Genomic DNA, 25,342 nt, shown 5'->3' with positions numbered 1-25,342 from the left:
TACTGAGCTTCCCTAGTTAAATCATGACCTTTTTGCCTTGACCAATATGTTCGGCAAGTTCGGCACGCAGAGCGTTAAGGTATTCATCTAAATCACTGTCTGTAGCTAGCCAAGCTTTGTTATAAGCGTTTACTCGAACGCTGCGCATAAGTACTGGTGCAGGCTCTTGAATCTTAGGAGGCTCAGGTGGCTCATCGTCTGGATAGTCCTTGTCTGGTTTTATTTGCTTAGGCGTGGCCATATCAACCATTTTAGCCAGTATCTTCTGATAGTTATCGTCTTGAAATTTGCGCAATCTATCGTTAACTACGGGAATCAGTCTTTGACTATTAATATGATCGACTAAAATGCTAAACGGCTGATTTAGCTCAGCCTGGCGCTCTTCTGGCAGACCCTGATACTCACTCATGCTTTGCATACGCTCTTGCATTTGCGCTAACGCTTTCAGGGCATCAAGGCGTACTTGTGACAGTGCGTCAGCTAACGCTGCTTTCAGGGTATCCAGCCTGATTTTCATTTGCTGAATGGTGTTGCCTTTATAGCTATCTGCAGACTGTAAACTGTGCGTTAGCTGACGTATTTCATCACTGTCCAGATAAGTGAAGTTGGGCTCCTCACTCAGCACAAACTGGCGCGCATCATCAAAAATTTGCCGCTGCGAGCCACTCATGAATTTGCGGATAGGCTCAATGAGCTTTTCCTTGCTGTCATAGAGAGCATCTTCGTTTTTGGACAAATCAGTCAGATACCAACTGTAGGTTTTTTTGCTTAACTCTTTAAGTTGCTCAATAACTGGTTGAAGTGCAGTTAAGAAGGGATAGCTGTTTTTCTGAGCTTGCAGCACTTCTAGTTCTTGCATCATATCCTTGATGCGACCAATGGTTTCATGCCCCAAGGCTTTGGCTTCATTGGCGGTGGGCGGTGAGTCAAAAAAGTCCTCATAGAACTCTTTAAGGTTCCGTAACTGCGACTGACTGAACTCGACTTGCGGCTCTAGGATGATATTAGCAAAGCTTGCTGTGTTGCGTAGAGCACGCTCCAGTTGATCGCCTTCGAGAAGATTACTATCGGAGCGTACTTCCAGCTTGCCACGGGCGCAGAGCTTAGCAACGTTGCACTGAATTGCAGCAAGGTACCAACCATAAGGCTTGCGCTCAAAACGCTCGACTAGATTTTTAATGGTGGTACGCACCCCGGTTTGTTGGTTGCCTTTGATGTGGGCCAGCAGCTCATGCTCAACTTCAGTCAGATTTGTAGCATCGCCACCAAATAGACCATCGCTGGTGTCGAGGCATGCGCTGATACCGCTTTCGCTGTAAGTAATGCCACGCAACATAGGTAGGTTGGAGTACACCTTGCCAATCAACTCTTGGAATGCACGAATCACACGACTTTTAGCGTCACTGGCGGTAACTTCAACCTCACCACCAGCGATCATCAGATCGGCTTTACCTACTAGCAGTTGCAAACGCAGCAGCAAGTCGGCATACCGGGTACGGTTCTGCTCCCCTTTGCTGGTCAAGACCCTCTGTGCAACGTCATCCTTACCCTGAGTCATGTTTTGACGAATGTACTTTTCGGTACGTTTGTACATCATCAAATCCATCATCAATCTAGCGTCAGCGGGCAGTATGACCAACAACTCGTCGGTGTTATAAACTGAGTAGTTGCGCAGCATATTGATATTGTCAGCATGCTCATGAAACGCTGTAATAATGTTGATCGATAGCTCATATTCACGCCCCTGCAGCTTGTCATCAATCTTGCGTGAGAATGGGTAGTCTAGGTTGGTATCTTTGCTGTCGTAGCGTATTTTTCGTTGGTTGATAATAGAATCGAACACCAAGCGCTCCAACTCACTGGTCAGATCACTGTTATCAACTTCGGTATTTTTAATTTCCTGCTCGATGTCTTTTTCTTCATCGGTCAGATACTCATAAAGCTCACCGTTACGCTGAATATAAGTCTGCTGTTCCAGCAATCCCAGTGCTTCTTCGACTTGGTTTTTGAGCTTAGAGATAGGCTGTTCAAAGCTGGGCAGCATTAAAACGCACAAGTTGTGTACTGTTGGCTTGAACTCTTTAACGTATTTAACCAAAAACAATGCCTTGAGCAAGCGAATGGCAAACTCAGAATCTAAGTTACGTTCAGCACTGAAAATTGCTTTTTGAATTTGCGCTTTCAATGCAGCGCGAATGCCTTCAAACATCAGGTCAAAAGTAGCCAGATCGCCTAGCTTGTGCTCAGCAATGGTTTTCATTACCTGATGGAAAACTCCCAGCATGGAGCGCTCACCCACTGAGCTATGGCGGCCTTCAAAAGCGTTATGCAAGGACAAACCCTGAATAGATGCCTGGAACAGATCAAATTGATACGGCACAAAAGGGTAGCAGTTAACAAAGTGATCTTGATGCTGAAAGTTTCGGTAGCTGTGCGAGCCATCCGAAAAATCAAACAAAGTTTTGAAGTTATTGCATTGCTTGTCGTACAAGAGTGCTAACTGCCCACTTGCATCTTCAGTTTTGGTCAATAGACGTTTCTGAATAACTTCGGCTACGTCCGCGCTGGTGAGCTTTAAGCGGTTGGCAAAACGCGCCTGAATCTTAGTAAAGTCGTCGCCCTGCTGTTTAGTCATCTCGCCAATGACGCTGCTCATTTCTTCCTGTGCGGTAACCATAATCCAAGCTTCACCATTGCACTTGGTGGCTAGACTTTCCGCAACAGTTTGCAGGTTAGTCATCAGCTTTGTGTTATCAGCGATGTACTGCCCTACTTCGTCAACAAAGAAATTAAGACGAAACTCATTTGTTCCTAAAATCTGTTTTTGCTGATCAATGTAGCGCTTGACCTGATTAGCAAAATCCTCAATGGACAAAGTGTATTGGTCCCGATACTGGCTGAGGATGTTTTTTCCGATAGCATCATCTTCCCCAGTAACTTTGCTATAGGCTTTAGCTATGTTGTTACCTTCCAGCAGGGCTTGCTCTCTACCCTTTTCCCAAGCTTTTCCAGAAATATCTTGATAAGCCTGTTTGAAGCTTGAATAAAGATTACGACTGTCTAAATCGCGTTCAAACTGTGCAACATGACCATGCTTACCGTAGTAACCACACATTTCGTCAAACACTTTAGCAAACACTGCCAGCAACGCATCGAGCTCTTTTTTGCTGATGATGTCAGCTTTTTGATCGATGTTAAACAAAATGCTTTGTGATGGAATCGAGACCGCTTTTTTCAATGCTCCGGCTAGTAGAGCATCGTCTTCACACTTAGGTAAAAACAGATCAAGCGCTCGAGCATCATCAACCTGACGGTTTTCCAGAACCAAAGCGAGCATTTTCAAAAGGTGTGATTTACCAGATCCGAAAAAACCAGAAATCCATACGCCATTGGCGGACTGGTAATCGTTATAAGCGTCAAGGAAACCCGACAACCGCTTGGAGGTCTCATTGGTAAGAACGTATTCCTCCAACTCCTGACGTAGGCTGCTTTCATCATCGGCTTTAATTACGCCGTCAATCGTGGTTTCAAGCGGGCGAGTAAATATATTCCTGAGTGACATATGGATCCCTCCTATTATGGTTCACGGTGGTAAATGTTGTAGGCGCGATAGTATTTGTCATCATGCAGCTTGCCAAACAAATCCAGCGAGGTGCCGGTTGCGGCTGAGTGACTGTAGGTACCTGGGAAAAACATGAGTGTGGGCCAGTCTTTGGCCGCACGCTGCAAATTATTCAGTACGTTGTGCGAGCGAATATAAGGAAAAACCTCGCCAATACCAGTCAGGAACATCACATCAAATGGCTGTTGGGTTATTTTCACTGATATGGCGGGAATCAGGTTGTCTTCTGGGTCAAACACACCCTGGAGCAGCTCCTTAAATTCAGCTTTGCTAACAGTTGGCTCTATTTCAAGCACCTGCTCCCAAATCTCACGTTCTTTGAGCAACTCGATGCACAGGTCATATAGATTGATCTCCAGCACCTGTACACCTTGCTGGCTTAGTGAATTAATCAGCTGTCGCTGTAAACGCTCCATTTCAACTGCTTCAGATGGTGCATAAGGGCAAATGAAAAACGGAACTTCGCTGTTCAAGCCTTCCATCTTTAGAAATCGCGGACTGCTAATCACCGCCAAAAGATGCTCAAATCTTTGCTTGATCGGCTGCGTACTTACATCACGGCTCATAATGCCTGTCTCATCAGATAGGATTCAAAAATAGGGAAAAATTGCAACTGTGCAGGATTACCCCTGACTATCAACTTGATAAGCTTACTGCTTGGAAATGCAGGGATTATGGTGCTATTTGATGCCAATAAGCCAGCGTCGCGCAACATTTTAAATAATACCTGCCTAAGCTTGTTCTGCGTAAGCTTACTCAAGACATCGAGTTCATCATGCCACTGAGCTTTACGATTAAAGAACGTCTCGTAATCCTCATACTGCACATCACCCTTGAGGCTGATAAATCGCTCATGCAATACTTCTATCGCAAAATCACCAATGAAACGGTAATGGCGGCAAACAGCAAGCCAGAGTGTATAACCCTGGTCTTGACGGTCACTAGCGATCAAAAACTCAAGCTCTTCAGCAGATAAATGCTTCAGCCTTGCAACAACTTCACGACAGATTTTCTTGAGTGTTCGTTGCGTTCGGCTTTGCAGCAAATTACTCTCAAGCGCCTGAGCAGATACTTCCTTCCAGCAACCTATTTCCACATACAACTCAGCCAGCCGCACCGATTCCAAGTGCAATAGACTGCCTGTTGTGAAAGACATTCGGTATTTTTTAGAGTTGGCCATGGGTGATTTGACTGTGCTTAAAAGATGTGGCTGATATGGCTGCTTATGGCCTGCCAGGGAAGAGGTCTTTAATTTAATATGCCTAAAAAGGTATATAGGCTCAATACTTTAAAGAGGCAGCATTCTAACTGGTAGATGCTTAAAAAGCTAAAGCTAGCTTGTCGCTTGCGGCAAGCTAGCATGGTTTATCTCTTATTCGTTATGCGTTAATTTCCACTTTTACAGGTTTAGGCATGTCTACTGAAAACATTCTCTGTGCAACTCCACTGAGACGGACTACTTTGCGCTTCACTGTGACCTGCTCGCCATCAACTTCGAGTTGTAAATTGATATTCCAGTAATCCACAAGTTTACCGCACGGCTTCTGCCGCGGTATCAGCTTGTCCATATCTGCTAAAGCTTGACGCACCTGCCTAGAAGATCGCAGTTGCTGTGAATATTGAGCGGGGACCCCCCCTTCTTTGCTCAACTGCGAAATCTTGTATAAATCCAACATAACTCCAAGTTCACTGGTGATGAAAACAACTGAATCTGGCAAATTTACGGTCAAAATATCTGATCGCACAAGCGACTCTATAATGAATAGATACTGAAACCATGCTGGGGGCATACTCCCTCGAGAGAGAGCTGCGTCACAGGAAGCGGCTATACTGCAGGTTACACTGCTCAAATTTGCTTGGTTCAGGATTTTTTGTAGCTTATTTTGACTCTTTGAACCCTGCACACCCAGTGCGACACAAAACACCTTCCAAACCGGTGCTAGAAAACTTTGCAGCTCTGGGCTAATTATTGCTTTTGCCAGCGGTAAAGATAGGGCTAGCTGCTTGTGCGTCATTACTCGACCTACTTTCCAGCTCAGATGATAGCTATGGATTGCGCTATCGCTTAGCCAATCAGAAAGGGGCTCCTTGCGCTCCCACCGCTGACCATCGCTACTACGCTGAACCCATAAATTCTCATATGGAACTCCTATATCGCTCAAGAGCCCTGCTAGCATAGCTGCAACTTGCCATTGGACCTCAAGTTCGTCATCCCAAGTTTTAGTTTTTGCCCTTATCAGCGCTCGATATGCCACGTCAAGACTATGTGTCAATAGCCCCATACACTCAGCATGGTGATGTGATTCTGTAGCCGGAAGCAGGTGCATGTGACGCACAACTGTTTTGATAATTGGCATAATCTGCTGATCAAAGTCGGGGGCTTGCTGCGGATACATACCTCGTATCAAGATGATTTTTTCTTGATAGGCTTGTGTTGAAAAATCAACTCAGCAGGAAATGCTGGAATACCCTCAGGTAAGCCTGCTGCTAGCAGGTAGGGATGCCCGCGATAGTAAAACTGGTCATTTTTGATTCTGAAAATCGATTTTTTGAACATTTTCTACATCCTCAATTAAATTTGAGGATGTAGATTCGCTCATGCTTGGCATATTACAGGCATCGTTAAGTTACATAAAAAGGCAAATAGTGATAAAGCCTGACTTTCTCAGACACTTTTTTGATTCATAAAATACTGCTTTTCATAGTTCATTGGTGACACCCGCTGATTGTGCGTGTGCCTGCGTTTTGGATTGTAAAACATCTCGATGTAATGAAATATAGCCCGCTTTGCTTCTTCCCGTGTTTTGTACTTATGGCGGCGTATTTTTTCTTTTTTAAGGTTGCCAAAGAAGCTTTCAGCAACGGCATTATCCCAACAATTGCCTCTGCGGCTCATGCTGGCTTCCATATTAAGTGAGCTGAGCAACGTCCTAAAATCACGGCTGCTGTATTGAGAGCCTTGATCCGAATGCAGTCGCACAGTGCCTTCTGGTTTACGGCGCCAATAAGCAGCCATTAAAGCATCTTGAACCAGAGTGTCAGTCATCCGCTCAGACATCGACCAGCCAACAATGCTGCGTGCGAACAAGTCCATGACCACCGCTAAGAACAAGAAGCCTTCCTGGGTGTGAATGTAGGTGATATCGCTGACCCACCACTGGTTTGGTGCAGACACATTAAAAGCACGGTCGAGCGTGTTGGGCGCTGTGATATCAGGCTTACCACTATAATAACCTTTAGGTCTTTTATAGCCGCGTTGCGCACAAATCTGCGCCAATCGCATTAATCTCAGTGTTCGATCGCGCCCACATTTGATACCAGCCTCAGCAAGATCAAGATGGATGTTGCGATAGCCATAGTGTCCACCGCTTGCCAGCCAATAGTGTTTAACCAGAGGCAATAAGCGCTGATCATCCTTGCACCGCTTGCTCTCTGGCGCTTTAACCCAAGCGTAATAGCTGCTGTGAGAACACGCATCACGTGGCAAAGCAAGCGCACAGGATAACGGTGGCGACGAGATTTTATGAACGCGTACCGTTCTTTGACTCGCTGGCAAAGAACACGGCGGCCTCCTTTAAGATGTTGCGCTCTTGCTCAACACGCTTCAGTTCGCGCTTTAAACGGGCGATTTCTGTTTGTAAATCATTATCTTCCAGTCGTTTTTTAACCGGTTTGGAAAAGATCTTAATCCAGTTGTACAGCGTCTTATCGCTGATGCCTAAGCGCGTAGCAACGTCTACAACAGCATAACCATGGACGGTCACTTGGTTGACAGCTTCTTGCTTAAACTCATCTGAATAACGGTAGCCTTTGCTCATGTTTAACCCCTTATGGTTGTTTATCTTTTTACCATAAAAAGTGTCGGGGTTAGTCAGGCCTTATCATAGCTTACCAAGAGTCGCATAGAGTTATTTCTATGCGCAGATCGATGCTTATCCTCATTAAAATACTCATAGCGTGTCCAGCGTCAGTAAATACTCTAGCTTTGCACTTTCAAAGCCATGTGCACGCCATCACTATAGACCTAACACTCTCCTTAACGCTTGTTGTGACGCTTCGCGTTTTTCTTTGGGCATCTTAGCTATATTGAGTAGCTTCCAATTTACAGCGGGTAAATGCTGGATGTGTCCAATGGGTGAGTTCTCCCACTGTGGTTCACCGCTATAAACACTAATGACAAGCTCTTTCTCGCTATCTGTGAGTCCGTTTAAGATTAATCGGTGCGCTGTAACTGCGGCTTGTTCTAACTCTTCAATCGTGACACTTCGTCTGGTCATGCCAGAAAACTCACCTAGATATTGGTTTTGAATATCTTTCCATCTTGGGGCAAGTAATTCTTCCAAGGGCCGTGGGTGGCTAAACAAGTACGCAAGAAAAGCCTGACGAACCTGTTCAGTAATCCCTTCATTTTCAAGTAGTAACAGAACGTCAAAAAAATCACGGGGATGCTGTCGATCAAATGCTGCACACAGCTTCCCTGCGTATAAATCGGCAAGAGAAACAACCTGTATTTCAGCAAAACCAAACTCATCTTCAACAGACTCACAAACACTTAACGTCTGTACAGGGAACACAGTGCCGCGCAAAACAGGTGACAGCTCTATTTGAATAGAAACACCACTTTGCTGCACCGTTAGTCTTAATGCGTCAGCTTTTTCTTGATAGCTTTTAGTGACCCGCGTTCCTACAAAGCTTTGCGATAGGTTTAAACTAATTCTATCCAGTGCTTGTTTAATGCTTTCAAGCGCTTGCTGTCTGGTTGTACTGGGCAAGAAAACCAAATCGATGTCTACAGATAGGCGCGGAAACTCACGTACAAATAAATTGATTGCCGTACCACCTTTAAGGGCAAAGCAAGGCTCTTGAGCGACGAACGGAAGCACACGAAGCAACAGCTGCACTTGCGCATAAAACAAACTATTTCTATCCACTAAAAGCCTCGGGTACAGTGATCTGATACGCTTTATTAAAGTTTCCACCCTTTATGACTGAGCGTTTACCTGCTCCCAAATCATAACTTTTAGGTTGGAGCTTATTGCGCCAAGCATGCTGATAACGGTCAGCAAAGAAGAAAAACAACCGCTTAGCCAGTACATGCTTGCAGGCATGTAATAGTACATCCAGTCGTCGTGGTGACAGATTGACCAAGCTTTGCATGATATTGTCTGCTTGCTCAAAACTGATAGCACTCGGCACCTTAGCTAATAGTTCTAGGTACGCTTGCTCAGGCGAAGCCAGTAACCAGCAACCCTGATGGAGTGGCACCAATTTTAAGCTATTTGCTACGAGCAATTTTTCCGCATCCCATATTTGCACTGTTGTATGCCAACGAAACTCTACATTGCATGAAAGCTTGCTGATCCAACTGGGTGCAGGCTGTGCAGCATAGATATCGACCACCGTTTGCAGCTGAATATAGTGAGCCAAGCCATGCTGAGCTAAAGCACTAGCACCACCCACATAGACAGGGCATTCAAACATACGATAAAGCGAGGCCAACACGCCCTGCCATTCCACAGGCACGCCGGGTCTTGCCACTACGCCACGCGCCAAGCTTTCGAACTTTCTGCTTTTCAGCGAATTGTCGATTTGATAAACCTCAACACCTTGCGTAAGCAACCACTGCCGGGTGGCCAGCTGACCATAGGGTAAAAGCTCTGTATTTTCAGTAATAGGAAGCATCTGGTTTACCATTAGGCTTATTTACGGCATTTATAGCCGTAAAAATCGCATCTTGCAAACCAGGTCTTTACAGATCAACATTGTGTGCTTAAGTAACCTAGCATTAAGACTGTAATTACTTACATATAGCGTGAGGTCAAGCTGATCTTTTCAAACACATTCTTAGCTGCTGCAGTACCACATAACGCATTCAAAAACACTGTTTCTTCAGCATACTCATCCTCAGACACAATCGTATACCAGTGACGATTTGCTGCATCCCAGCGATAGCCGCGTTTCTTCACCACTTCACGGTCAGCATAGGAAACACCTTTGGCGAGAATCTTAAAGCTGGCTTTCTGTGCATTAGCTAAAAGCTCTGGTAGTGCATTTGGTACACTTTCAAATAACTGCACCATGGCCAAACAATCCGTTGCAGCGCGGTGGCCATCATAGAAGTAACCGTTTTTGAGCAGCAGGTATTCGAGCTTTGCGCTTTCAAAACCATGTGCACGCCAATCAATATCCTTAACGCTGCACGCCCAAACCTTATTGGCCATTTCCGGGAAGCGAATATCAAAGAACGCACGGTCAAACTGGGCGTTATGTGCGATAAGTACATTGGAACTGTTAACGATACGCGCTACATGAGCACCATCAATCCGTGTGCCGGCAACCATTTCGTTACTGATACCGGTAATACTGGTAATCAGCTCACTGATTGTTTGCTTAGGACATTCCAGCTGGCTGGTGATTTCGATGATCTCAGTAATTCTCTCTAAACTTGGACTGTAGGCCACTTGCACCAAGCCAATCTCAATCACCTCATCATTACCCGCCGTAAAGCCGGTCGTTTCAAAGTCCAACAAGGCCAAGGCAAGTTCATCGCCTACAGTCTCGCGCAGCTTGATTGGATAGTGATCTTCGACAGAAAATGGAATCTGTTCTAAGAGACGAAAGCGCGATGGATTGGCTTGGATTTCTGTAAAACGAGTGATGTCGAACATTAAATACCTCACATTGATTGAGCCTAGAAGCAGTAGAACGTCTTTATAGGATCAGTATTTGACAGGTAAGCGACACTTTTTGTCGCGCCCTAAATAATCATCAGAATCTGGAGTATCAGGGTAAATAGCAGCATTACTCAGTGGTCACTATTCCAATTGTAATAAGATTGCCCACCGCTAGAGTCACAACCAAGGTCAAAAAACGAGTCACGAAGGTCATCACTTGCGCTGTAAGAAATCTCTTTACGCTGCTTAGGCACTCTTACTGCCAGTTGATGAATAAACGAAAACTGTAAAAATATTGGCAAGCTCAAATAGGCACATACAAGAACCGCAAACCCAGACAATATACTCACCTGCGTATCTGCAGGCAGAGCCATCATTCCTACGGCAATCAATGCTGGAAACGCAGCCACCGTAAGAGCAATAAAAACAAAGCCTGAGAACCAGTGCTTTAAAAAAAGCACCGCCAGAACAATTAAGACAACCCCTAGCACTACCCCTAAAAAGGCAGGCAGTTGTGGAAAGTATATGCGCTGCAGTGGCTCAATAACGAATACTGCAAATGACTCAAGAGCCATGAATCTCACAGGCAAACCAACGAGGTAAACTGTAAATAAAAGTGGCTTTTTTAAGTCAAGCAACACCCGAGCATTACGCCAGACCTGTAGTGGAGAGAACGCATTCATTAGGAATTTCAACATCATTTAAAACCTCACTTAACAAAGTAAAAACTTACTGTGCTCCGCGTTAAGCTCAATCCAGCGCACAGCTGTTAAGTCCTATGATACTCAGATATTTTTTCGCGCAAGTGCAGCAGCTTTAAAGCTTCGCTGTTTATGAACCGATTGGAGTGTTCTAAAAGAGGGGATACTGCTGGGGGCTGTTAGCTAAAAAGTTTTAAAGCTAAAGAGCCAAGGTCGGTCTGTATGTTTTTCAACCACATATACAAAAGCCACGACCTGATTGCTCTACAGCCTTTAATGCAGCATCTTATCCACGCATTTTGTGGATAAGATGCTTGACGTCAAACTGGCAATAAAACCTATATTTACTCAGGTTTATCCTGCACAGATTCCATCTGGATACGGCGGTAAACTTCTTCACGATGAACTGCAATATCCTTAGGCGCAGCAGTGCCAATACGCACCTGATTGCCATTAATACCCAATACCGTCAACGTGACTTCATCACCGATGTTTAATGTTTCACCAACACGTCTAGTCAAAACAAGCATATGTAACTCCTTTTATAAATGCTGACAATTTGAACGAAAAACAGGTTAGCAGTATTTCATTGAAATTCCGACACCCAAGATGTGAAACCCCACAGAATATTATGCTGCATGAGCTGCCACGAGGCACAACATTACAGGTGTTTCCTCACTAATTAACCCTCGGCAAATCAGCCCAGCGGGTTGTATACGCTGGAGAAAGGTGCTCACGCTTCATTTGCCAACTGTTACTCATTCCTTGCCGAGCTAGAAACACCTTGCCCAGACCGCTTTGGTTGATTTCGTCCAGTACGGACATAAGCTTTGTACTGTTAGGACGCTTTTCCACGTCATCAAAAAGTCCCGGCTGATAGGTATCGTTATTATAGAAATCAGACAGCATGACCCCACCTTTGCTGTAGCTGTACCCTTCTCTCCAGACTCGTTTTAACAACTGCATAGCCAGTACATTTAATTCCCGGGTGTCATTGCTCGGCAGTACAAGCTCGCCTGTAGCCGAGTTACTGTAAGCCTCTTGGCTTTCTTTAAATTGACTCGTCTGGACAAAAACAGTCAGTATCTTGGCTTGTTGATTCTCCTGTCGGAGCTTTTCAGCCGCGCGTGCTGTGTATTGCGCGATAGCCTCGCTCATCTGCTCAAGGGTTGTAATTCTGCTACCAAATGAACGGCTGCACATGATCTGCTGCTTGGTTGGCGGCAGTTCTTCTAGGTCTAAGCAGGATTCACCGTTTAGCTCGCGCACAGTGCGCTCAAGCACAATGGAAAATGAATTACGGATTGTTACAGGAGAACATTTAGACAAATCCGATGCTGTTTTAATGCCCATCATTTCAAGGCGCTTGCCAAGCCTACGCCCAACACCCCAAACATCAGTAACCGGTGTAATCGCTAGGAGTTTCTGTTGCCGCTCTCGACTGGTCAGGTCAACAACGCCACCTGTGGCGGGGTATTTCTTTGCTGCGTGGTTAGCCAGCTTTGCCAGCGTTTTGGTGGGTGCTATACCTACGCACACACTCAGTCCAACCCATTGAACAACTGTCTCTTTAATGTTTTGACCAAACTCTAGCAGCGACACAGTTGAGCCTAAACCGCTTAAATCTAAAAACGCCTCATCAATCGAATACACCTCAACCCTAGGGGCTAATCCTTCCAAGATTGTCATGACACGACAACTAAGGTCTGCATACAGGGCGTAATTTGAGGAAAACAACTGGATGTCGTGCTGTTGGATTTGTTCCTGAATTTGAAAGACAGGCACAGCCATTTTAATGCCCAGCGCTTTGGCTTCTTTTGAGCGAGCCACCACACAGCCGTCGTTGTTGGACAACACTACCAGCGGGGCGTTTTTTAAATCTGGACGGAACAGTTTTTCGCAACTGGCATAGAAGTTATTGCAGTCTACGAGTGCAAATACAGTGCTCATGGCTTGGCTGATGACTTACGCCGCATGTTACGTACGACACTGGTGACAACACCAAAGATATCCAGCTCGCACCCTTCTGGCACATCAATGGCTGGGTAGGCTTTATTACGGGGTATCAAGCGCGTCACTGGCTTGAGTTCAAGCTCTTTAACAGTCAGTTCGCCATGAAAACCGGCAATAACAATATCACCATGCTCTGCTCTAACAGAGCGATCAACCACCAGAACGTCATTGGGATAAATGCCTGCTTCAATCATTGAATCACCTTCAACCCTGACAAAAAACGTTGCCGCAGGATGCTTGATGCACAGCTCATTAAGATCAAGTGCTCTCTCAACATAATCTTGCGCTGGCGATGGAAAACCGGCTGGAACGCGATCAAGGAAAAGCGGGATAGCCAGCTTCTTGTCAGCGATATAGGTGGAACTGCAACTTTTGCCAATCACTGAAACATACATAATTTTGCACCGATGAATAATACTGTATATAAAAACAGTTAAATTATAGGCATGCAATGCGATCCCTGCAAAGTCTTTATCGCATCAATCACTCATCTGAGTAAGTGAGTAAGTGAGTAAGTGAGTAAGTGAGTAAGTGAGTAACCGTACTGCATGACCTACGCCAATCAAGCACTTAAAGCGCTTTAGGCCAGGTTTCTGACACTTGCGCCAATCAAAATCTGTCATAACTTAGTCATCAGGAATTAACGCAGCATAAGCACCCGTCAGGGTCTGCTGGCAAAACTTGGGAGAGAATGAAGTGATGACACTGAGTACCGTACCCGTGGTGACCGACACTTTAAATAACATCAATGTGCACTGGTCTACCGGCCTGAAAAATCATGGCATTGTTACCGTTCAATTCAGTAGTGAGTCCCGCGATCAGGCGCTGATTGCCGAGCTAATCACCACAAGGCACTTGCTTTTTACCCGACAGATATTTGGTCGCAAACCAATCAGTGGCAAGGGCTATGAGCTACATGTATTTTCCGGTGCGATCAAGAAAATCGCGCAAGGACGAAGCGCCAAGGAACATATTGTCCCATACGGTCTTTTTTTAACTGGTCCGATGTTTGGTGTGCAGATCAAAGTGATGAAGCAACAGTACACCGACCCACTGTTTGGTAGCTCTGACACCCAACAACTTGACAGTATTGATGCAAGCGACAATGGCAACCTTATCCCCCAAGAACTCTGGGAAACTCCAATGGGGCCGCTTTACATAACTCGGCATGCTATTGAGCAATACGAAGCCCGACTGAATGAAAGAAATCGTGATCCTGTGGCCAATCCAGAGCGTTCTTTTTTTAATGCTATGACATCAAACAGAGCTTACAGCTTCCGTAAAACAACTCTGCCTGAAAGTGTTTTAAAGCATAAGTTAGCCAAGTACGGCGATGATAACCTTGAAGTTTGGCGCAATCCCGAGTCAAATTTGCACGTTACAATTTTGCGCCGGGAAAACGCTCCAGGCATTTTGGTTACCAGCTATTACCGAGATGTGTAATTACACTGCTGGAAACGATTTTGGATTATTGAAATTAACCCATTAGGTGGACGTTATGTTTGCAAGGACTATTAAACAATTAGGATTTTCATCAGCTATTTTAGCCGCTATGGTAACTGCAGGCTGTGCCAGCTTGTCGGGTGGAAAAGAGCCGCTGGTGCAAACTTTTGAGCCGAGCAAAAGCTTTGCTTACAACGTGTCCGTATTGAGTGACATCAACCCACCAAAAACTTCACAGCTACATATCAAGGATATTGAGGTGGCTAAGGGTGAGACTCAAAACCTAGAGCAGGCATCAACTGATTTGCTTGGCGTGGGTGTAGCCGGCGGCATGATGGCATTTCCTAGCTCGTTCGGATCGTCAGGCATGAACGGCTTTATGGCTGTAGACTTGCTACTTGGTTCGTTATCAGGCCCGCCTACATTACTCATGCACCAAGACACCACTGTTGCTTGGTTCCCAGTAGACCAAGCCAGCTCTGCTAAAGATGCCATGGATAAGTTTCACGAGATGCGCGTAGAGGGTGTGATGCGCAGCATTACTGAGCGCGGCATGGTTCCATCGCGTGATGATGATTTAGATATTCAGTTTTTACCTTGGCAGCCTGCTTTTCACAACACTGTAATCACAGTCAGAAATTTTGGTGATATGTGCAAGGAGGGAGGTAAAAACAGCAGAGCATGTGTTTTTGCAATCACGACAAGAATGCCAGAAGTAAAAACTGTCACAGCTCCAAAAGAAATTACAGGGCAGCCGTACCAAGCCTATTTATTCAAGCCAAAGGACAAGCTAAAACGCGCTATGCTGGTTATGGCGTTAAACCTCAAGCGCGAGAATAAAGAATATTATGTTATAGCCCGTGATTTTAATGAGTTGCGCTGGCTTACTAAGTACCAGCCTGATTGGTCAGTTCACTACGTTTCTGCACCCAAATATTTAACTTCGGAGCAAATTAAAGCGCACCCAGAACTTATCAACCCCTTCCCGTTTATGGTGCATAAGGGTGAAATAAAGCTGTTTGCGGTTGAGGAAGCAGATAATCAGTAAGCACCCAGTAACTGATGTTGAGGCGATTAAGACAACCATTGGATAATGTTTAATGGACACAATCCAATGGTTATAAGACCTTAACTTCTACAATATCCTTAGATTTAAGCAATTGAGCCCAAGCCCCGTCAAAGGCATGCTCTCCTTTAAAAATAAGTTCTTTTTTTAGCTTACCCCTAACCACGGACTTAATACCAGACTTGCCTTTTTCATGTGGTGGCATATTCTTTGGATCATAACCTAACTCTCTAATAGCCTCCAAAATTAACGACTGCCTTACCTGGTACTTAAATAATTTAATTTTTTTATTGTTGCTAGTTGCCCCCTTTTTTATTTTCTTTGCGGCGTCGTGAATATCTGCCTCTTGAAAAACGGGCTCAAGTATATCGGAAAGAAGCTCTGGCGATCTCCATCTAACCAGTTCCCCTATAGTACTGACCCCCTCAAGATCTGGATTACATAAGCTTAGAAGCCTAAACTTGTCAGGGTAATAGATTACCGAGCAGTGAAATACCTTCTGAAATGTTCCCTTGGAAAACTCAACTTCAAAACCATCATCAGTTAACACTGTCATTTCATTATTCGAGCATAAAATAGCCGAAGATCCTAGGGTATATTCCTCACCATCTTTTGCATCTAATTGAGCAATCGATAATTTATTTTTTAGCTTATGTTTTTGCAGAGTGAAACAAAGTCTTTCTGAGCAAATGTAAGAATCAACTTTGTACGTCTGCAAAAATCTAATAAAGCTTTTTGGCCTGACATCACGCCCAATTAAACTAGCAAGCAGACTCATTGCATCAAAAGCATCTAACATAGTTTGCATTGAACTCATTACTTAAGGAAACACTGAACAAACCCCAAGCGGGCTGCAGCCTTTGGTAAAATAGTCCAATCCGTAATTAGTATCGAGTCCACAGTCATGCAAATCACTTTCGCCGAAGCCGAGTTCGTCAGCAAAAAGAAGCAAACCCGTAGGGATCGACTGTTGATGGACCTGGAAACTCTGGTGCCTTGGTCTGTTCTGGAATCAGTGATTGAGCCGTACTATCCGAAATCTGACGGCAAACGAGGTCGTCCGACTATGGGGCTTTCTCGCATGTTACGTATGTACATCCTACAGCAGGTCATGGGGTTTTCCGATGAAGGAACTGAGGATGCCGTTTATGACAGCGCAGCAATTCAGCTGTTTATGGATATTGATCTTGGGCGTGATGCCGTGCCGGATGCGACCACTTTGTTGCGTTTTCGTCGTCTGCTGGAAACTCACAGCTTGACTCAACAAATTTTTGCTGCGGTCAATTACCAACTGGCGAGCAAGGGCTTGTACCTCAAGGAAGGCACGGTGGTTGACGCTACAATTATTGCCGCACCACCTTCCACCAAGAATAAGAGTAAAAGCCGTGATCCGCAAATGCGCTCCACTAAGAAAGGCAATCAGTATTACTTTGGCATGAAAGCTCACATCGGTGTTGATGCGGCTAGCGGTTTGGTGCACACACTGGTCACCACTGCGGCCAACGTGCACGACGTGAACCAAGCTCATGCTTTGCTACACGGCGAGGAACAGCAGGTATACGGTGATTCTGGTTATCTGGGGGCTGACAAACGGGAAGAAAATAAGGATAAAGATGTGGAGTGGGTGGTAGCCATGCGCCATGGAAAGCGTCGAAAGCTGCGCGATAGCGGCACAGAAGAAGGTCAACTGGCTGACAAAATCGAAAAATTAAAGAGCCGGATACGCGCTAAGGTTGAGCATCCCTTTTACTGGGTCAAAGTGCACTTTGGTCACCGCAAGACTCGCTACCGTGGCTTGGCGAAAAACACAGCCCATCTCTATAGCCTGTTTGCCTTGGCAAACCTGTTCTTGTCGAAGCGATGTATGCCGTTGGCGGGATAAATCCGCCTAAAAACCGGTAAGCTGCCGGTAAAAGCAGCAAAAACGGGTAAAACTGCTGATAAAAAGGTTATTTATGGCCCTGAAGTTGAAATTTAAGAGCTGAATTTTAAATCCGCATGGATTGGCTGGTTTGATTGGTTTTATTCAGCGTTTCCTTAACCATTCCTCTACTTACAGCATGACAAGAGCCTAGGGCCTGTTGACGTTTGCCCGTAAGTCATTGAAAAAAAGAAGCAAACTCGTAATATTTAAGTTCCTACACAAAAACAAAACGAGTTTGCTATGCCCCGATTAATGCTCAGCGATGAGCACTGGTCGAAGCTAAAAGGAATGATCCTTCAAAAAAATATTTATAACAAGTATGACTTACGCATGGTTGCTGAAGGAATGCTTTACCGGCTACGTGTTGGCTGTGCGTGGCGAGACTTACCTACTTGTTTTGGACGATGGAATTCGGTCTACAAAAAATTTAATGAGTGGTCAAAAAAAGGTAAATGGCTCACGCTGTTTAAAACGCTTACCCAAGAGCCTGATACGGAGTGGATATTTATCGATGGCAGCTATGTTAAAGCCCATCAACATAGCGCAGGCGCCCAAGGTGTTGAGCCACAAGCAATCGGTAAAAGCCGTGCAGGAAATACAACTAAAATTCATTTAGCTGTTGATAGTTACGGCTTACCCATTGAATTTACAGTGACGGGTGGCGAGATTCATGACAGCACTGCAGCAAGCGAACTGATTGAAAAGTTACCACCTACGACCGCGATAGTAGCGGACAAAGGCTATGATAGCGGAAAGATTCGTGAGCAGATTAAAAGCAAAGGCGCTGATGCGGTTATACCGTAAGCGTAACAACAACCCCACATAGCCAACGCTTTTCTGATGCCATAGCTTACCCGTTTTAATAAACGAGGTGATGTATGAGCCGCCAATATCGCAACACAGCGCAGTGGTTAGAGTTAATTGAAGCTTTTGAGCGCAGCGGGCAAACCCAGGTCGAGTTCTGCGCTGCGCTTAAGCTCAATCCTAAGTATTTTAACAAGCGCCGCAGTGAGTTATTAAATACTCACTCTGAGTCTGCTTTTGTGCAGGTGCAGGCTCAATCGATGAGCACGCCAGCGGTTAATTTAGCTGCATCACTGACGTTGAACTTTCAGCAAACTGAACTCACTTTGCCTTTGTCGGTTGATCCTCGCTGGCTTGCGGGTTTAATCAAAGCGCTGTCGGTATGAAGATGTTTGTTGAGCCTCCGGCCATTTACTTGCATAAGCAGTCGGTGGATTTTCGCAAAAGTATCAATGGGCTTTGTGTGATCGTTGAAGAGCACATGCGGTTATCAGCCTTCAGCGGCGCACTGTTTGTATTTTGTAATCGTCAGCGCGATAAAGTTAAAGTCTTGTACTGGGATCAAACAGGTTTTTGCCTGTGGTATAAGCGTCTTGAAAAAGACACATTCAAATGGCCAAAACAGATGCGCGGTGAAGTACTGACATTGTCTGAGCGCCAATGGAGTTGGCTGCTTGAGGGGCTGGATATTGAGCGAATGAAAGGCCATAAGCCGCTACAGTTCAGTAGCACTTACTGAGAAAAACAAGCGCTACTGGATTGGCATAAAAAGATTGTATCTATAGCTGTTACGTCTAATTAAATGGTTGTTTTTAAAGGCTTTTGCAGACGCTTTATAGTAAAATAAACGCCATGAAAACGACTGACTCAACCACCTTGCCTGATGATATCGAGAGCTTAAAAGCACTCGTTTTGTCATTGCAGGGCGAGTCTAAAAAGTATCAGCAGCTGTACTATGAGACGCTTGAAAAATGGCAGCTCTCACTCAAGCAGCGTTTTGCTGCCAGTAGCGAAGGTTATCCAGGTCAAGGTGAGTTGTTTAACGAAGCAGAAGAGCTGCTTGCGCCCAGCGAAGAAGAAATCGCTGCAGATGAAACCATCACCTACACCCGCAAGAAAACCCGTCGCCCAAGTTTAGCTGCAGAACTACCTCGCGAAGACGTTGTTCACGACATTCCTGCCGCGGATAAAGTGTGCAACGACTGCGGTAATGATTTACACCGCATGGGTGAAGAGGTCAGCGAGAAACTGGAATTTATCCCTGCGACCGTTAAAGTCATCCGCCATATTCGCCCTAAATACAGCTGCCGTTGCTGCGAGAAAAACGCAACACAAACCCAGATTAAAATCGCACCCGTTCCAGCGAGTATTTTGCCTAAGAGCATCGCTACACCGACGTTACTGGCACAAATTATCAGCGCTAAGTACCAGTTTGGCTTGCCCTTGTATCGTCAAGAAGCATTATTCAAAAGCTTTGGTATTGAGCTGCATCGACAGACCATGAGTCGATGGTTGGTCAAGCTCAGTGAGCAGCTTGAACTGCTGTATGAGCACTGGCATCAACAAATACTGAAGCAGCCAGCCATCTGGTCCGATGACACGCCAGTAAAAGTGATCGAAACTGAAAAGTCGCAGTGTTATATGTGGGTTTATGGCTGTGGCGCCGATAAAAAATCAGCCGATGGCCCGCCCAATATTGTTCTGTATGACTATCAGGATGGACGTGCAAGCGCTTGTCCTGAGACCTTTTTGCAAGGCTACACCGGCTTGCTGCAAGTCGACGGTTATGCCGGTTATAACCATACTGAAGCCACATTAGTTGGCTGTTGGGCGCATGCTCGGCGCAAGTTTATTGAAGCTAAAGCGGTTCAACCTAAAGGCAAAACAGGGCGTGCTGACCAAGCACTCAACTTGATTCAAAAACTGTATGGCATTGAAACATCAATCGCCGATGCAACGCCTGAACATAAACGACAGGTGAGGCAAGAACAGTCTGCGCCGATTATGCAGCAGCTCAAGGCTTGGCTGGATAAAACAGTGCTGCAAGTGCCACCAAAAACAGCCATTGGTGTAGCACTGCAATACAGCTTGAACCAATGGAACAAACTGACGGCTTATCTTGAGCATGGGCTGGTTAGCATCGACAACAATCGTGCTGAGCGTGCGATTAAACCTTTTGTGATTGGCCGTAAAAACTGGTTGTTCTCCAACACCCGCAGCGGCGCCAAAGCCAGTGCTATTCTTTATAGTCTCGTTGAAACAGCCAAAGCCAACGACCTGCAACCTGCTGTATATCTTCAAGCGTTGTTCGAACAACTACCGCATACCAGCGCTGCTGATATCGATACGCTTTCGCCTTGGAATATCAAGCTTAGCTAAGCATCGGCATGCTCTAACGAATGATCGCAGTTGTGCTAGGTGTGGGTGTTGTTACGCTTACGTTATACCAAGAAGATCAAACTCAGTCGCGGGCAATGGGGATATGAATTGGTCGCTGTACCGTGATCGTCATCTAGTTGAAAATGCGTTTGCGCGCTTGAAGAAATTTCGAGGTCTGGCAACGCGATATGATAAGTTAAAACGTAATTATCAAAGCACCGTTGCCATGGCTTGTGGGTTGTTATGGCTGCCAATGTAATGAAACGTCAACAGACCCTAACTTTTAAGAATCTCCTCTAAGCGCTTTCCTAAAGCCAACCATGCAGCAGATTTCTCCTCTGCATAATTATATTTTAAGTAGTGCCTGCGCACCTTAGAGCCCTCCATGACATGATTCTGGCAACGATCGATAACGTCAAGAGGAACCTGCAGCTCTTGCATCATAGTAGCTCCAGTACGCCTAAGATCATGAGGCGTCCAGCCGCCATTCTTGCCACCAGATAAAATTAGACTGTCATTATGATGACGACCAGACAAAGGCTTGCTGCGCTTTTTGAACCGAACTTGCCTGTCGCCTACAAGCTTGGACACAGTTTTAACACAAACATGACTCTCAGCATCCCGCGATGGAAAGCAGTAATCAGTATGCCCCGTTTCTGCAAAGAGACGTTTAAACTGTTGCACTGCAAACGGAGAGAGGACTATATGATGCTCCTGCTTTTTACCCTTATGCGCTTTAGTATTTGTTGCAGGTATAAACCATGTTCCAGCTTGAAGATCGACATCCTCCCAACGACTCATTAGCAACTCACCGATACGACAAAGAGTAGACAAGCAAATCCATAGCGCACACTGAGTTCGTGTATTAACAGGCCTTATGCCAGAGTATTTCTGTCCAGGCGATAAAGATATGTAATCGTCCTCAAGCTGCTGAAATCTATTTTTAAGCTCTCTAATTTCTGCCTCAGTTAAAACACGGTCACGCTCAGTCTGATAGTCGTCATCCAATAAGGTAGTAATATCAATAAGGTCAGCAGGATTACCATGCTGAGCCATCAACATACGCCAAGGCTGACGCTTTTCAGCCCAGCGCAGCATTTGGCCTATATCGCTGTGAAGTATCTCCAGAGAACGGTTCATGTTCCGCTGAGGATCATCTTTTACGCCCCTGGATTTAACTCGGCGTAATAGCGTTAACAAGTCTGCTTCAGTCAACTCTTTGACTACCGTTTTCCCTATTGCTGGTAATACATCCTTTTCAAACCTGCGCTTCAATTCTAAATTATCATCTTTTCTAGATACGCCATCTCGAACCCAAGCAGTAAACATATCGGCTACAGTAAGACTTTCTGAAGCTTCCAACGCTTCCTGAGCTATAGTCGAAGCAATTGCAGCTTTTGCCTCAATACGGGCTGCTTTGTTAGCAGCACCTGGATCCACTCCTTGAGCTACACTAACCCGAGCTTGATCGCGCTTAGCTCTAATATCAGCCAGTGTACTTTTAGGCCACGAACCCAAGGCATAATCATTTTTTTTACCACCAAGAGAAAACTCATAACGAAATAAAACAGTGACCCCTTTCACCCCAGCACGAACCTTACCAACAAGACCACCATTTTCACGGAAAACTTTTCCATGCTCAGTAGGTGTAAATGCCTCAAGCATTTTCACAGTGACTCTAGCCATTCTAAAAACCTTAGTATTTTGATTGCTGAATTTTACCCCATTTTTACCCCATAGAAGAAACTTGTTCTCACTGGATGCAACTGGACACCAAAGGATAGTAAATCACCATTAAACCCGGCAAAAACAATAGCTTGAAGGCCTACTTCTTGTCCACCACCTTCCAGCACCGTCCATTCATTAAAAGCATGGGGTGCAAGGGGTAGAGTGTTCGAATCACTCCGTCCCGACCAAATTACCCTAGTAAAACTAAAGGCTTACGTCAGACCGGCGTAAGCCTTTTTTAATCTAAGTGTTTGTTTTTTCTAGACTAGACACTGGGCTATACAGGGAATCCTGCTAGACAGCTTTCACCCTCAATCTACCCACCGCTAATGCCGTGACAGACTCAACTCTATTACTGGGAGAGCAATGTTCGCACGAAGCTTATTGGTGAAATTGCAAAGCGCGCATCATTATGATCATGCAGCAGCCACCAACCTTATGCATCTTACGGAATGAGCTTCAGAACACTACTGCATTGAGACAGTCATCAGCTAAAACGCTCTAAACCACTAAATGAGATTCCAAATCCCTAGTTATTAGAAAGGCTTACAACCTACTCGCTATACAAATACTGTTGAAAACCAATAAAGGTTTCACGAATTACCGCCGTTGAACCGAGCTCGCTTGCAGCATCACTGATGGTGTTGTATTTCAACTCAATCAGACTGCGTATTTTTTTAGCAGCTAACTCATTCACACCATCGGCAACGTACTTCTCCAGAATAAAATCGACAAACTCATGCTGCTTATAGTTGGCAAAGGCTTTCTTGATAAGCGGCTTGGCACGCTGCGCACGCTCACCGCGGGTGCGGGTTTGCGCGGTGTAAGCGACATACGCCAGCACGTCATACACATCGCTGTCTCTGGCATCAATCAGCTCTTTCATGCTGTTCAGTTTCTCATCGTCATAACCCGCTTCAGCTAAGTCTTCCAGCAGCTTTTCACGTGTGGTTGGATCGCTCCATATTGCACGTAGCTGATCTTCATCGCTAAAGAACTGCGGCAGATCGCCAAACATCCGCTCGATAAAGAGATCATTTGAAGGGAGAGCGCGAGCCCGCTTGCTTAATAATTGCGTTAAAGCAGACACAGCGCAGGTATCACTCCTGCGCTGTGTCTGCTTGTTTGTTCCAGCCAGCTCGCGACTCGCTAAGTGACTGGGGTAATCCTAGCTTAGCGACCCATATTTTGGCGATGCATTTGCTGATACGCCTCAAATTCTTCTGGCGAAATTGAACCATCATTATTGGTATCGATATCAGCAAACGAAGCGGCATCCGCGAGGCCTCGCATTTGGCGACCTTCTGTAGCACGCTCACTAATTCGTGCGGTACGCGCTTCAGTGAATTCTTTTTCACTGATCTTTCCATCATTGTTTAGATCAAAGTCAGCAAAGGATGGCATTGCATTTTGCTGTGCACCACCGCGACCCATGCCTTGACCCTGATTCATGCCTTGACCTTGGCCACGACCTTGGCCCTGATTCATGCCTTGACCTTGACCACGACCTTGGCCTTGGTTCATGCCTTGGCCTTGGCCACGACCTTGCCCTTGGTTCATGCCTTGGCCTTGGCCCATAGCGCCACGTTGATTCATACGCTCGCCTTGCTTTTGCTCTTGCATTTTCTTTGTTGCGGCTGCAAATTCTTCTGGCGAAATTGAACCATCATTATTGGTATCGATATCAGCAAACGAAGCGGCATCCGCGAGGCCTCGCATTTGGCGACCTTCTGTAGCACGCTCACTAATTCGTGCGGTACGCGCTTCAGTGAATTCTTTTTCACTGATCTTTCCATCATTGTTTAGATCAAAGTCAGCAAAGGATGGCATTGCATTTTGCTGTGCACCACCGCGACCCATGCCTTGACCCTGATTCATGCCTTGACCTTGACCACGACCTTGGCCCTGGTTCATGCCTTGACCTTGGCCACGACCTTGCCCTTGGTTCATGCCTTGGCCTTGGCCACGACCTTGCCCTTGGTTCATGCCTTGGCCTTGGCCACGACCTTGCCCTTGGTTCATGCCTTGGCCTTGGCCACGACCTTGCCCTTGGTTCATGCCTTGGCCTTGGCCCATAGCGCCACGTTGATTCATACGCTCGCCTTGCTTTTGCTCTTGCATTTTCTTTGTTGCGGCTGCAAATTCTTCTGGCGAAATTAAGCCATCATTATTGGTATCAATTTCTTCAAACGAGACAATATCTGCTAATCCTCGCATTTGGCGACCCTGCGCAGCACGCTCACTGATTTTTGATGTACGGGCCTTAGTAAACTCTTCCTTGCTAATAGCTTTGTCGCCATCTAGATCAAAATCATCAAAAGCAGGGACACCCTCCCCATGCATACCCTCAACCCCCATACCTGCAGCTGGGTCAACGGCAAACGCATAACCAGCAGATACGGCGAGCACGCTCACTAAAAGAGGCTTCATTAATCCTTTAAACGTATTCATAAACTACTCCTAAATAAAATACATAGAGCACAAAAAAGCCTGCCCCACATATCTTGACTTTTAAACTTAACTCAAGTATAGCACACTTTGACTATCGCTGTATTAGGCGTGATGAAAAAGACATGCGCGGCGCATAAATCTATCCGCTGCCTTAGCTTGCAGCCACCAAACAAAATGGACTGCCAAGCGCACGCACAGCGTGATTGCACTAACAGAGATCACGTCACCCGAACGCCCTAGGTTTAACGCCTACTCAACGTAAGCAACGGCACTTTTAAGAGACTTTAAAACACAGAAGACAGCCAGAACTGGCTATCTATTATTTAAAATAATTAGAAACACGAAGATTTGAGGAAGCACTGAATAATCTTGGCGAAGCAGTCAGGGTTAGGCGCAACGACCAACGGGAGTAACAGCCAAAGACTGACCCGAAGGGCGAGCGCTAGCGAGTCAAGTCAGCGAAAAAGCGCAGTTTACACATAGTAAATGAGCATTTTATTCGCTTCGCTCACCCCTTTGGGGCTGTGCTAAAGCACG

Annotated in this window: 22 protein-coding genes and 3 pseudogenes; 8 read left to right on the top strand and 17 right to left on the bottom strand. The window is 45.6% G+C overall.

Annotated elements, in window-relative coordinates; all coding sequences use genetic code 11:
* Window positions 1-16: 16 nt before the first annotated feature.
* From brxC to umuD, 13 genes and pseudogenes are all read right to left on the bottom strand, one after another.
* Window positions 17-3,562, bottom strand: a complete 3,546-nt coding sequence (gene brxC, locus FXF61_RS02795; RefSeq protein ID WP_151183841.1) for a BREX system P-loop protein BrxC — start codon at window positions 3,560-3,562, stop codon at window positions 17-19.
* A gap of 14 nt (window positions 3,563-3,576) precedes the next feature.
* Window positions 3,577-4,188, bottom strand: a complete 612-nt coding sequence (locus FXF61_RS02790; protein ID WP_151183840.1) for a DUF1788 domain-containing protein — start codon at window positions 4,186-4,188, stop codon at window positions 3,577-3,579.
* Window positions 4,185-4,802: a DUF1819 family protein gene (locus FXF61_RS02785; RefSeq protein WP_151183839.1), complete on the bottom strand. Its 618-nt coding sequence runs from the start codon at window positions 4,800-4,802 to the stop codon at window positions 4,185-4,187. The genes FXF61_RS02790 and FXF61_RS02785 overlap by 4 nt, the downstream gene beginning before the upstream one ends.
* 199 nt (window positions 4,803-5,001) lie before the next feature.
* Complete coding sequence (locus tag FXF61_RS02780; RefSeq protein ID WP_151183838.1) at window positions 5,002-6,018, bottom strand: TraI domain-containing protein; 1,017 nt, start codon at window positions 6,016-6,018, stop codon at window positions 5,002-5,004.
* Window positions 6,019-6,026: 8 nt separating this feature from the next.
* Window positions 6,027-6,179 (bottom strand): hypothetical protein, encoded by a 153-nt coding sequence (locus FXF61_RS14850; protein ID WP_178087247.1) that lies wholly within the window; start codon window positions 6,177-6,179, stop codon window positions 6,027-6,029.
* A gap of 108 nt (window positions 6,180-6,287) precedes the next feature.
* A pseudogene (locus FXF61_RS02775) lies at window positions 6,288-7,440 on the bottom strand (IS3 family transposase).
* Window positions 7,441-7,638: 198 nt separating this feature from the next.
* Window positions 7,639-8,538: a nucleotidyl transferase AbiEii/AbiGii toxin family protein gene (locus FXF61_RS02770; RefSeq protein WP_256663480.1), complete on the bottom strand. Its 900-nt coding sequence runs from the start codon at window positions 8,536-8,538 to the stop codon at window positions 7,639-7,641.
* Window positions 8,539-8,545: 7 nt separating this feature from the next.
* Window positions 8,546-9,304: a type IV toxin-antitoxin system AbiEi family antitoxin domain-containing protein gene (locus tag FXF61_RS02765; RefSeq protein ID WP_151183837.1), complete on the bottom strand. Its 759-nt coding sequence runs from the start codon at window positions 9,302-9,304 to the stop codon at window positions 8,546-8,548.
* Window positions 9,305-9,423: 119 nt separating this feature from the next.
* Window positions 9,424-10,290: a 3'-5' exonuclease gene (locus tag FXF61_RS02760; RefSeq protein WP_151183836.1), complete on the bottom strand. Its 867-nt coding sequence runs from the start codon at window positions 10,288-10,290 to the stop codon at window positions 9,424-9,426.
* Between the two features lie 137 nt (window positions 10,291-10,427).
* Window positions 10,428-10,997: a hypothetical protein gene (locus FXF61_RS02755; protein WP_178087246.1), complete on the bottom strand. Its 570-nt coding sequence runs from the start codon at window positions 10,995-10,997 to the stop codon at window positions 10,428-10,430.
* A 344-nt stretch (window positions 10,998-11,341) separates the two neighbouring features.
* Window positions 11,342-11,527, bottom strand: a complete 186-nt coding sequence (gene csrA / locus FXF61_RS02750; protein WP_151183834.1) for a carbon storage regulator CsrA — start codon at window positions 11,525-11,527, stop codon at window positions 11,342-11,344.
* A gap of 148 nt (window positions 11,528-11,675) precedes the next feature.
* The gene (umuC, locus tag FXF61_RS02745; RefSeq protein ID WP_151183833.1) at window positions 11,676-12,947 is read right to left on the bottom strand and encodes a translesion error-prone DNA polymerase V subunit UmuC; all 1,272 of its coding nucleotides are present in this window, start codon (window positions 12,945-12,947) and stop codon (window positions 11,676-11,678) included.
* On the bottom strand, window positions 12,944-13,405 hold the full coding sequence (umuD, locus tag FXF61_RS02740) for a translesion error-prone DNA polymerase V autoproteolytic subunit (RefSeq protein ID WP_151183832.1): 462 nt from the start codon (window positions 13,403-13,405) through the stop codon (window positions 12,944-12,946). Before umuD ends, umuC begins: the two co-directional genes overlap by 4 nt.
* Before the next feature lie 286 nt (window positions 13,406-13,691).
* Here umuD and FXF61_RS02735 point away from each other — a divergent pair, with 286 nt between their 5' ends.
* Both FXF61_RS02735 and FXF61_RS02730 read left to right on the top strand, forming a co-directional pair.
* A complete protein-coding gene (locus FXF61_RS02735; protein WP_151183831.1) occupies window positions 13,692-14,453 on the top strand; it encodes a hypothetical protein in 762 nt (253 codons plus the stop codon).
* A gap of 55 nt (window positions 14,454-14,508) precedes the next feature.
* A complete protein-coding gene (locus tag FXF61_RS02730; RefSeq protein WP_151183830.1) occupies window positions 14,509-15,501 on the top strand; it encodes a hypothetical protein in 993 nt (330 codons plus the stop codon).
* Window positions 15,502-15,571: 70 nt separating this feature from the next.
* Here FXF61_RS02730 and FXF61_RS02725 read toward each other — a convergent pair whose 3' ends face one another.
* Complete coding sequence (locus FXF61_RS02725) at window positions 15,572-16,327, bottom strand: hypothetical protein (protein WP_151183829.1); 756 nt, start codon at window positions 16,325-16,327, stop codon at window positions 15,572-15,574.
* A gap of 96 nt (window positions 16,328-16,423) precedes the next feature.
* Between FXF61_RS02725 and FXF61_RS02720 the strand changes: the two genes are divergently transcribed.
* From FXF61_RS02720 to FXF61_RS02695, 6 genes and pseudogenes are all read left to right on the top strand, one after another.
* A complete protein-coding gene (locus tag FXF61_RS02720) occupies window positions 16,424-17,401 on the top strand; it encodes an IS5 family transposase (RefSeq protein ID WP_151183574.1) in 978 nt (325 codons plus the stop codon).
* 282 nt (window positions 17,402-17,683) lie between these two features.
* Window positions 17,684-18,244: pseudogene (locus tag FXF61_RS02715) on the top strand (IS5 family transposase); the annotation flags it as partial.
* Between the two features lie 77 nt (window positions 18,245-18,321).
* On the top strand, window positions 18,322-18,633 hold the full coding sequence (locus FXF61_RS02710; RefSeq protein WP_151183827.1) for a hypothetical protein: 312 nt from the start codon (window positions 18,322-18,324) through the stop codon (window positions 18,631-18,633).
* Entirely contained in the window at window positions 18,630-18,986 is a 357-nt protein-coding gene (tnpB, locus tag FXF61_RS02705; RefSeq protein WP_151183826.1) for an IS66 family insertion sequence element accessory protein TnpB, read from the top strand. Before FXF61_RS02710 ends, tnpB begins: the two co-directional genes overlap by 4 nt.
* 113 nt (window positions 18,987-19,099) lie before the next feature.
* On the top strand, window positions 19,100-20,626 hold the full coding sequence (locus tag FXF61_RS02700; protein WP_151183825.1) for an IS66 family transposase: 1,527 nt from the start codon (window positions 19,100-19,102) through the stop codon (window positions 20,624-20,626).
* A 61-nt stretch (window positions 20,627-20,687) separates the two neighbouring features.
* Window positions 20,688-20,885, top strand: a pseudogene (locus FXF61_RS02695) (IS5/IS1182 family transposase); the annotation flags it as partial.
* A gap of 17 nt (window positions 20,886-20,902) precedes the next feature.
* On the opposite strand, the gene FXF61_RS02690 reads toward FXF61_RS02695, so the two are convergent.
* From FXF61_RS02690 to FXF61_RS02680, 3 genes are all read right to left on the bottom strand, one after another.
* On the bottom strand, window positions 20,903-22,312 hold the full coding sequence (locus tag FXF61_RS02690) for a site-specific integrase (RefSeq protein WP_151183824.1): 1,410 nt from the start codon (window positions 22,310-22,312) through the stop codon (window positions 20,903-20,905).
* A 595-nt stretch (window positions 22,313-22,907) separates the two neighbouring features.
* Complete coding sequence (locus FXF61_RS02685; protein ID WP_218571834.1) at window positions 22,908-23,444, bottom strand: type I restriction-modification enzyme R subunit C-terminal domain-containing protein; 537 nt, start codon at window positions 23,442-23,444, stop codon at window positions 22,908-22,910.
* Window positions 23,445-23,527: 83 nt separating this feature from the next.
* A complete protein-coding gene (locus FXF61_RS02680) occupies window positions 23,528-24,805 on the bottom strand; it encodes an EF-hand domain-containing protein (RefSeq protein ID WP_151183822.1) in 1,278 nt (425 codons plus the stop codon).
* Between the last annotated feature and the right edge of the window lie 537 nt (window positions 24,806-25,342).

The organism is Pseudomonas sp. C27(2019), assembly GCF_008807395.1.
Taxonomy (GTDB): Bacteria; Pseudomonadota; Gammaproteobacteria; order Pseudomonadales; family Pseudomonadaceae; genus Denitrificimonas.
This window is presented reverse-complemented; position numbering and strand designations above follow the sequence as displayed.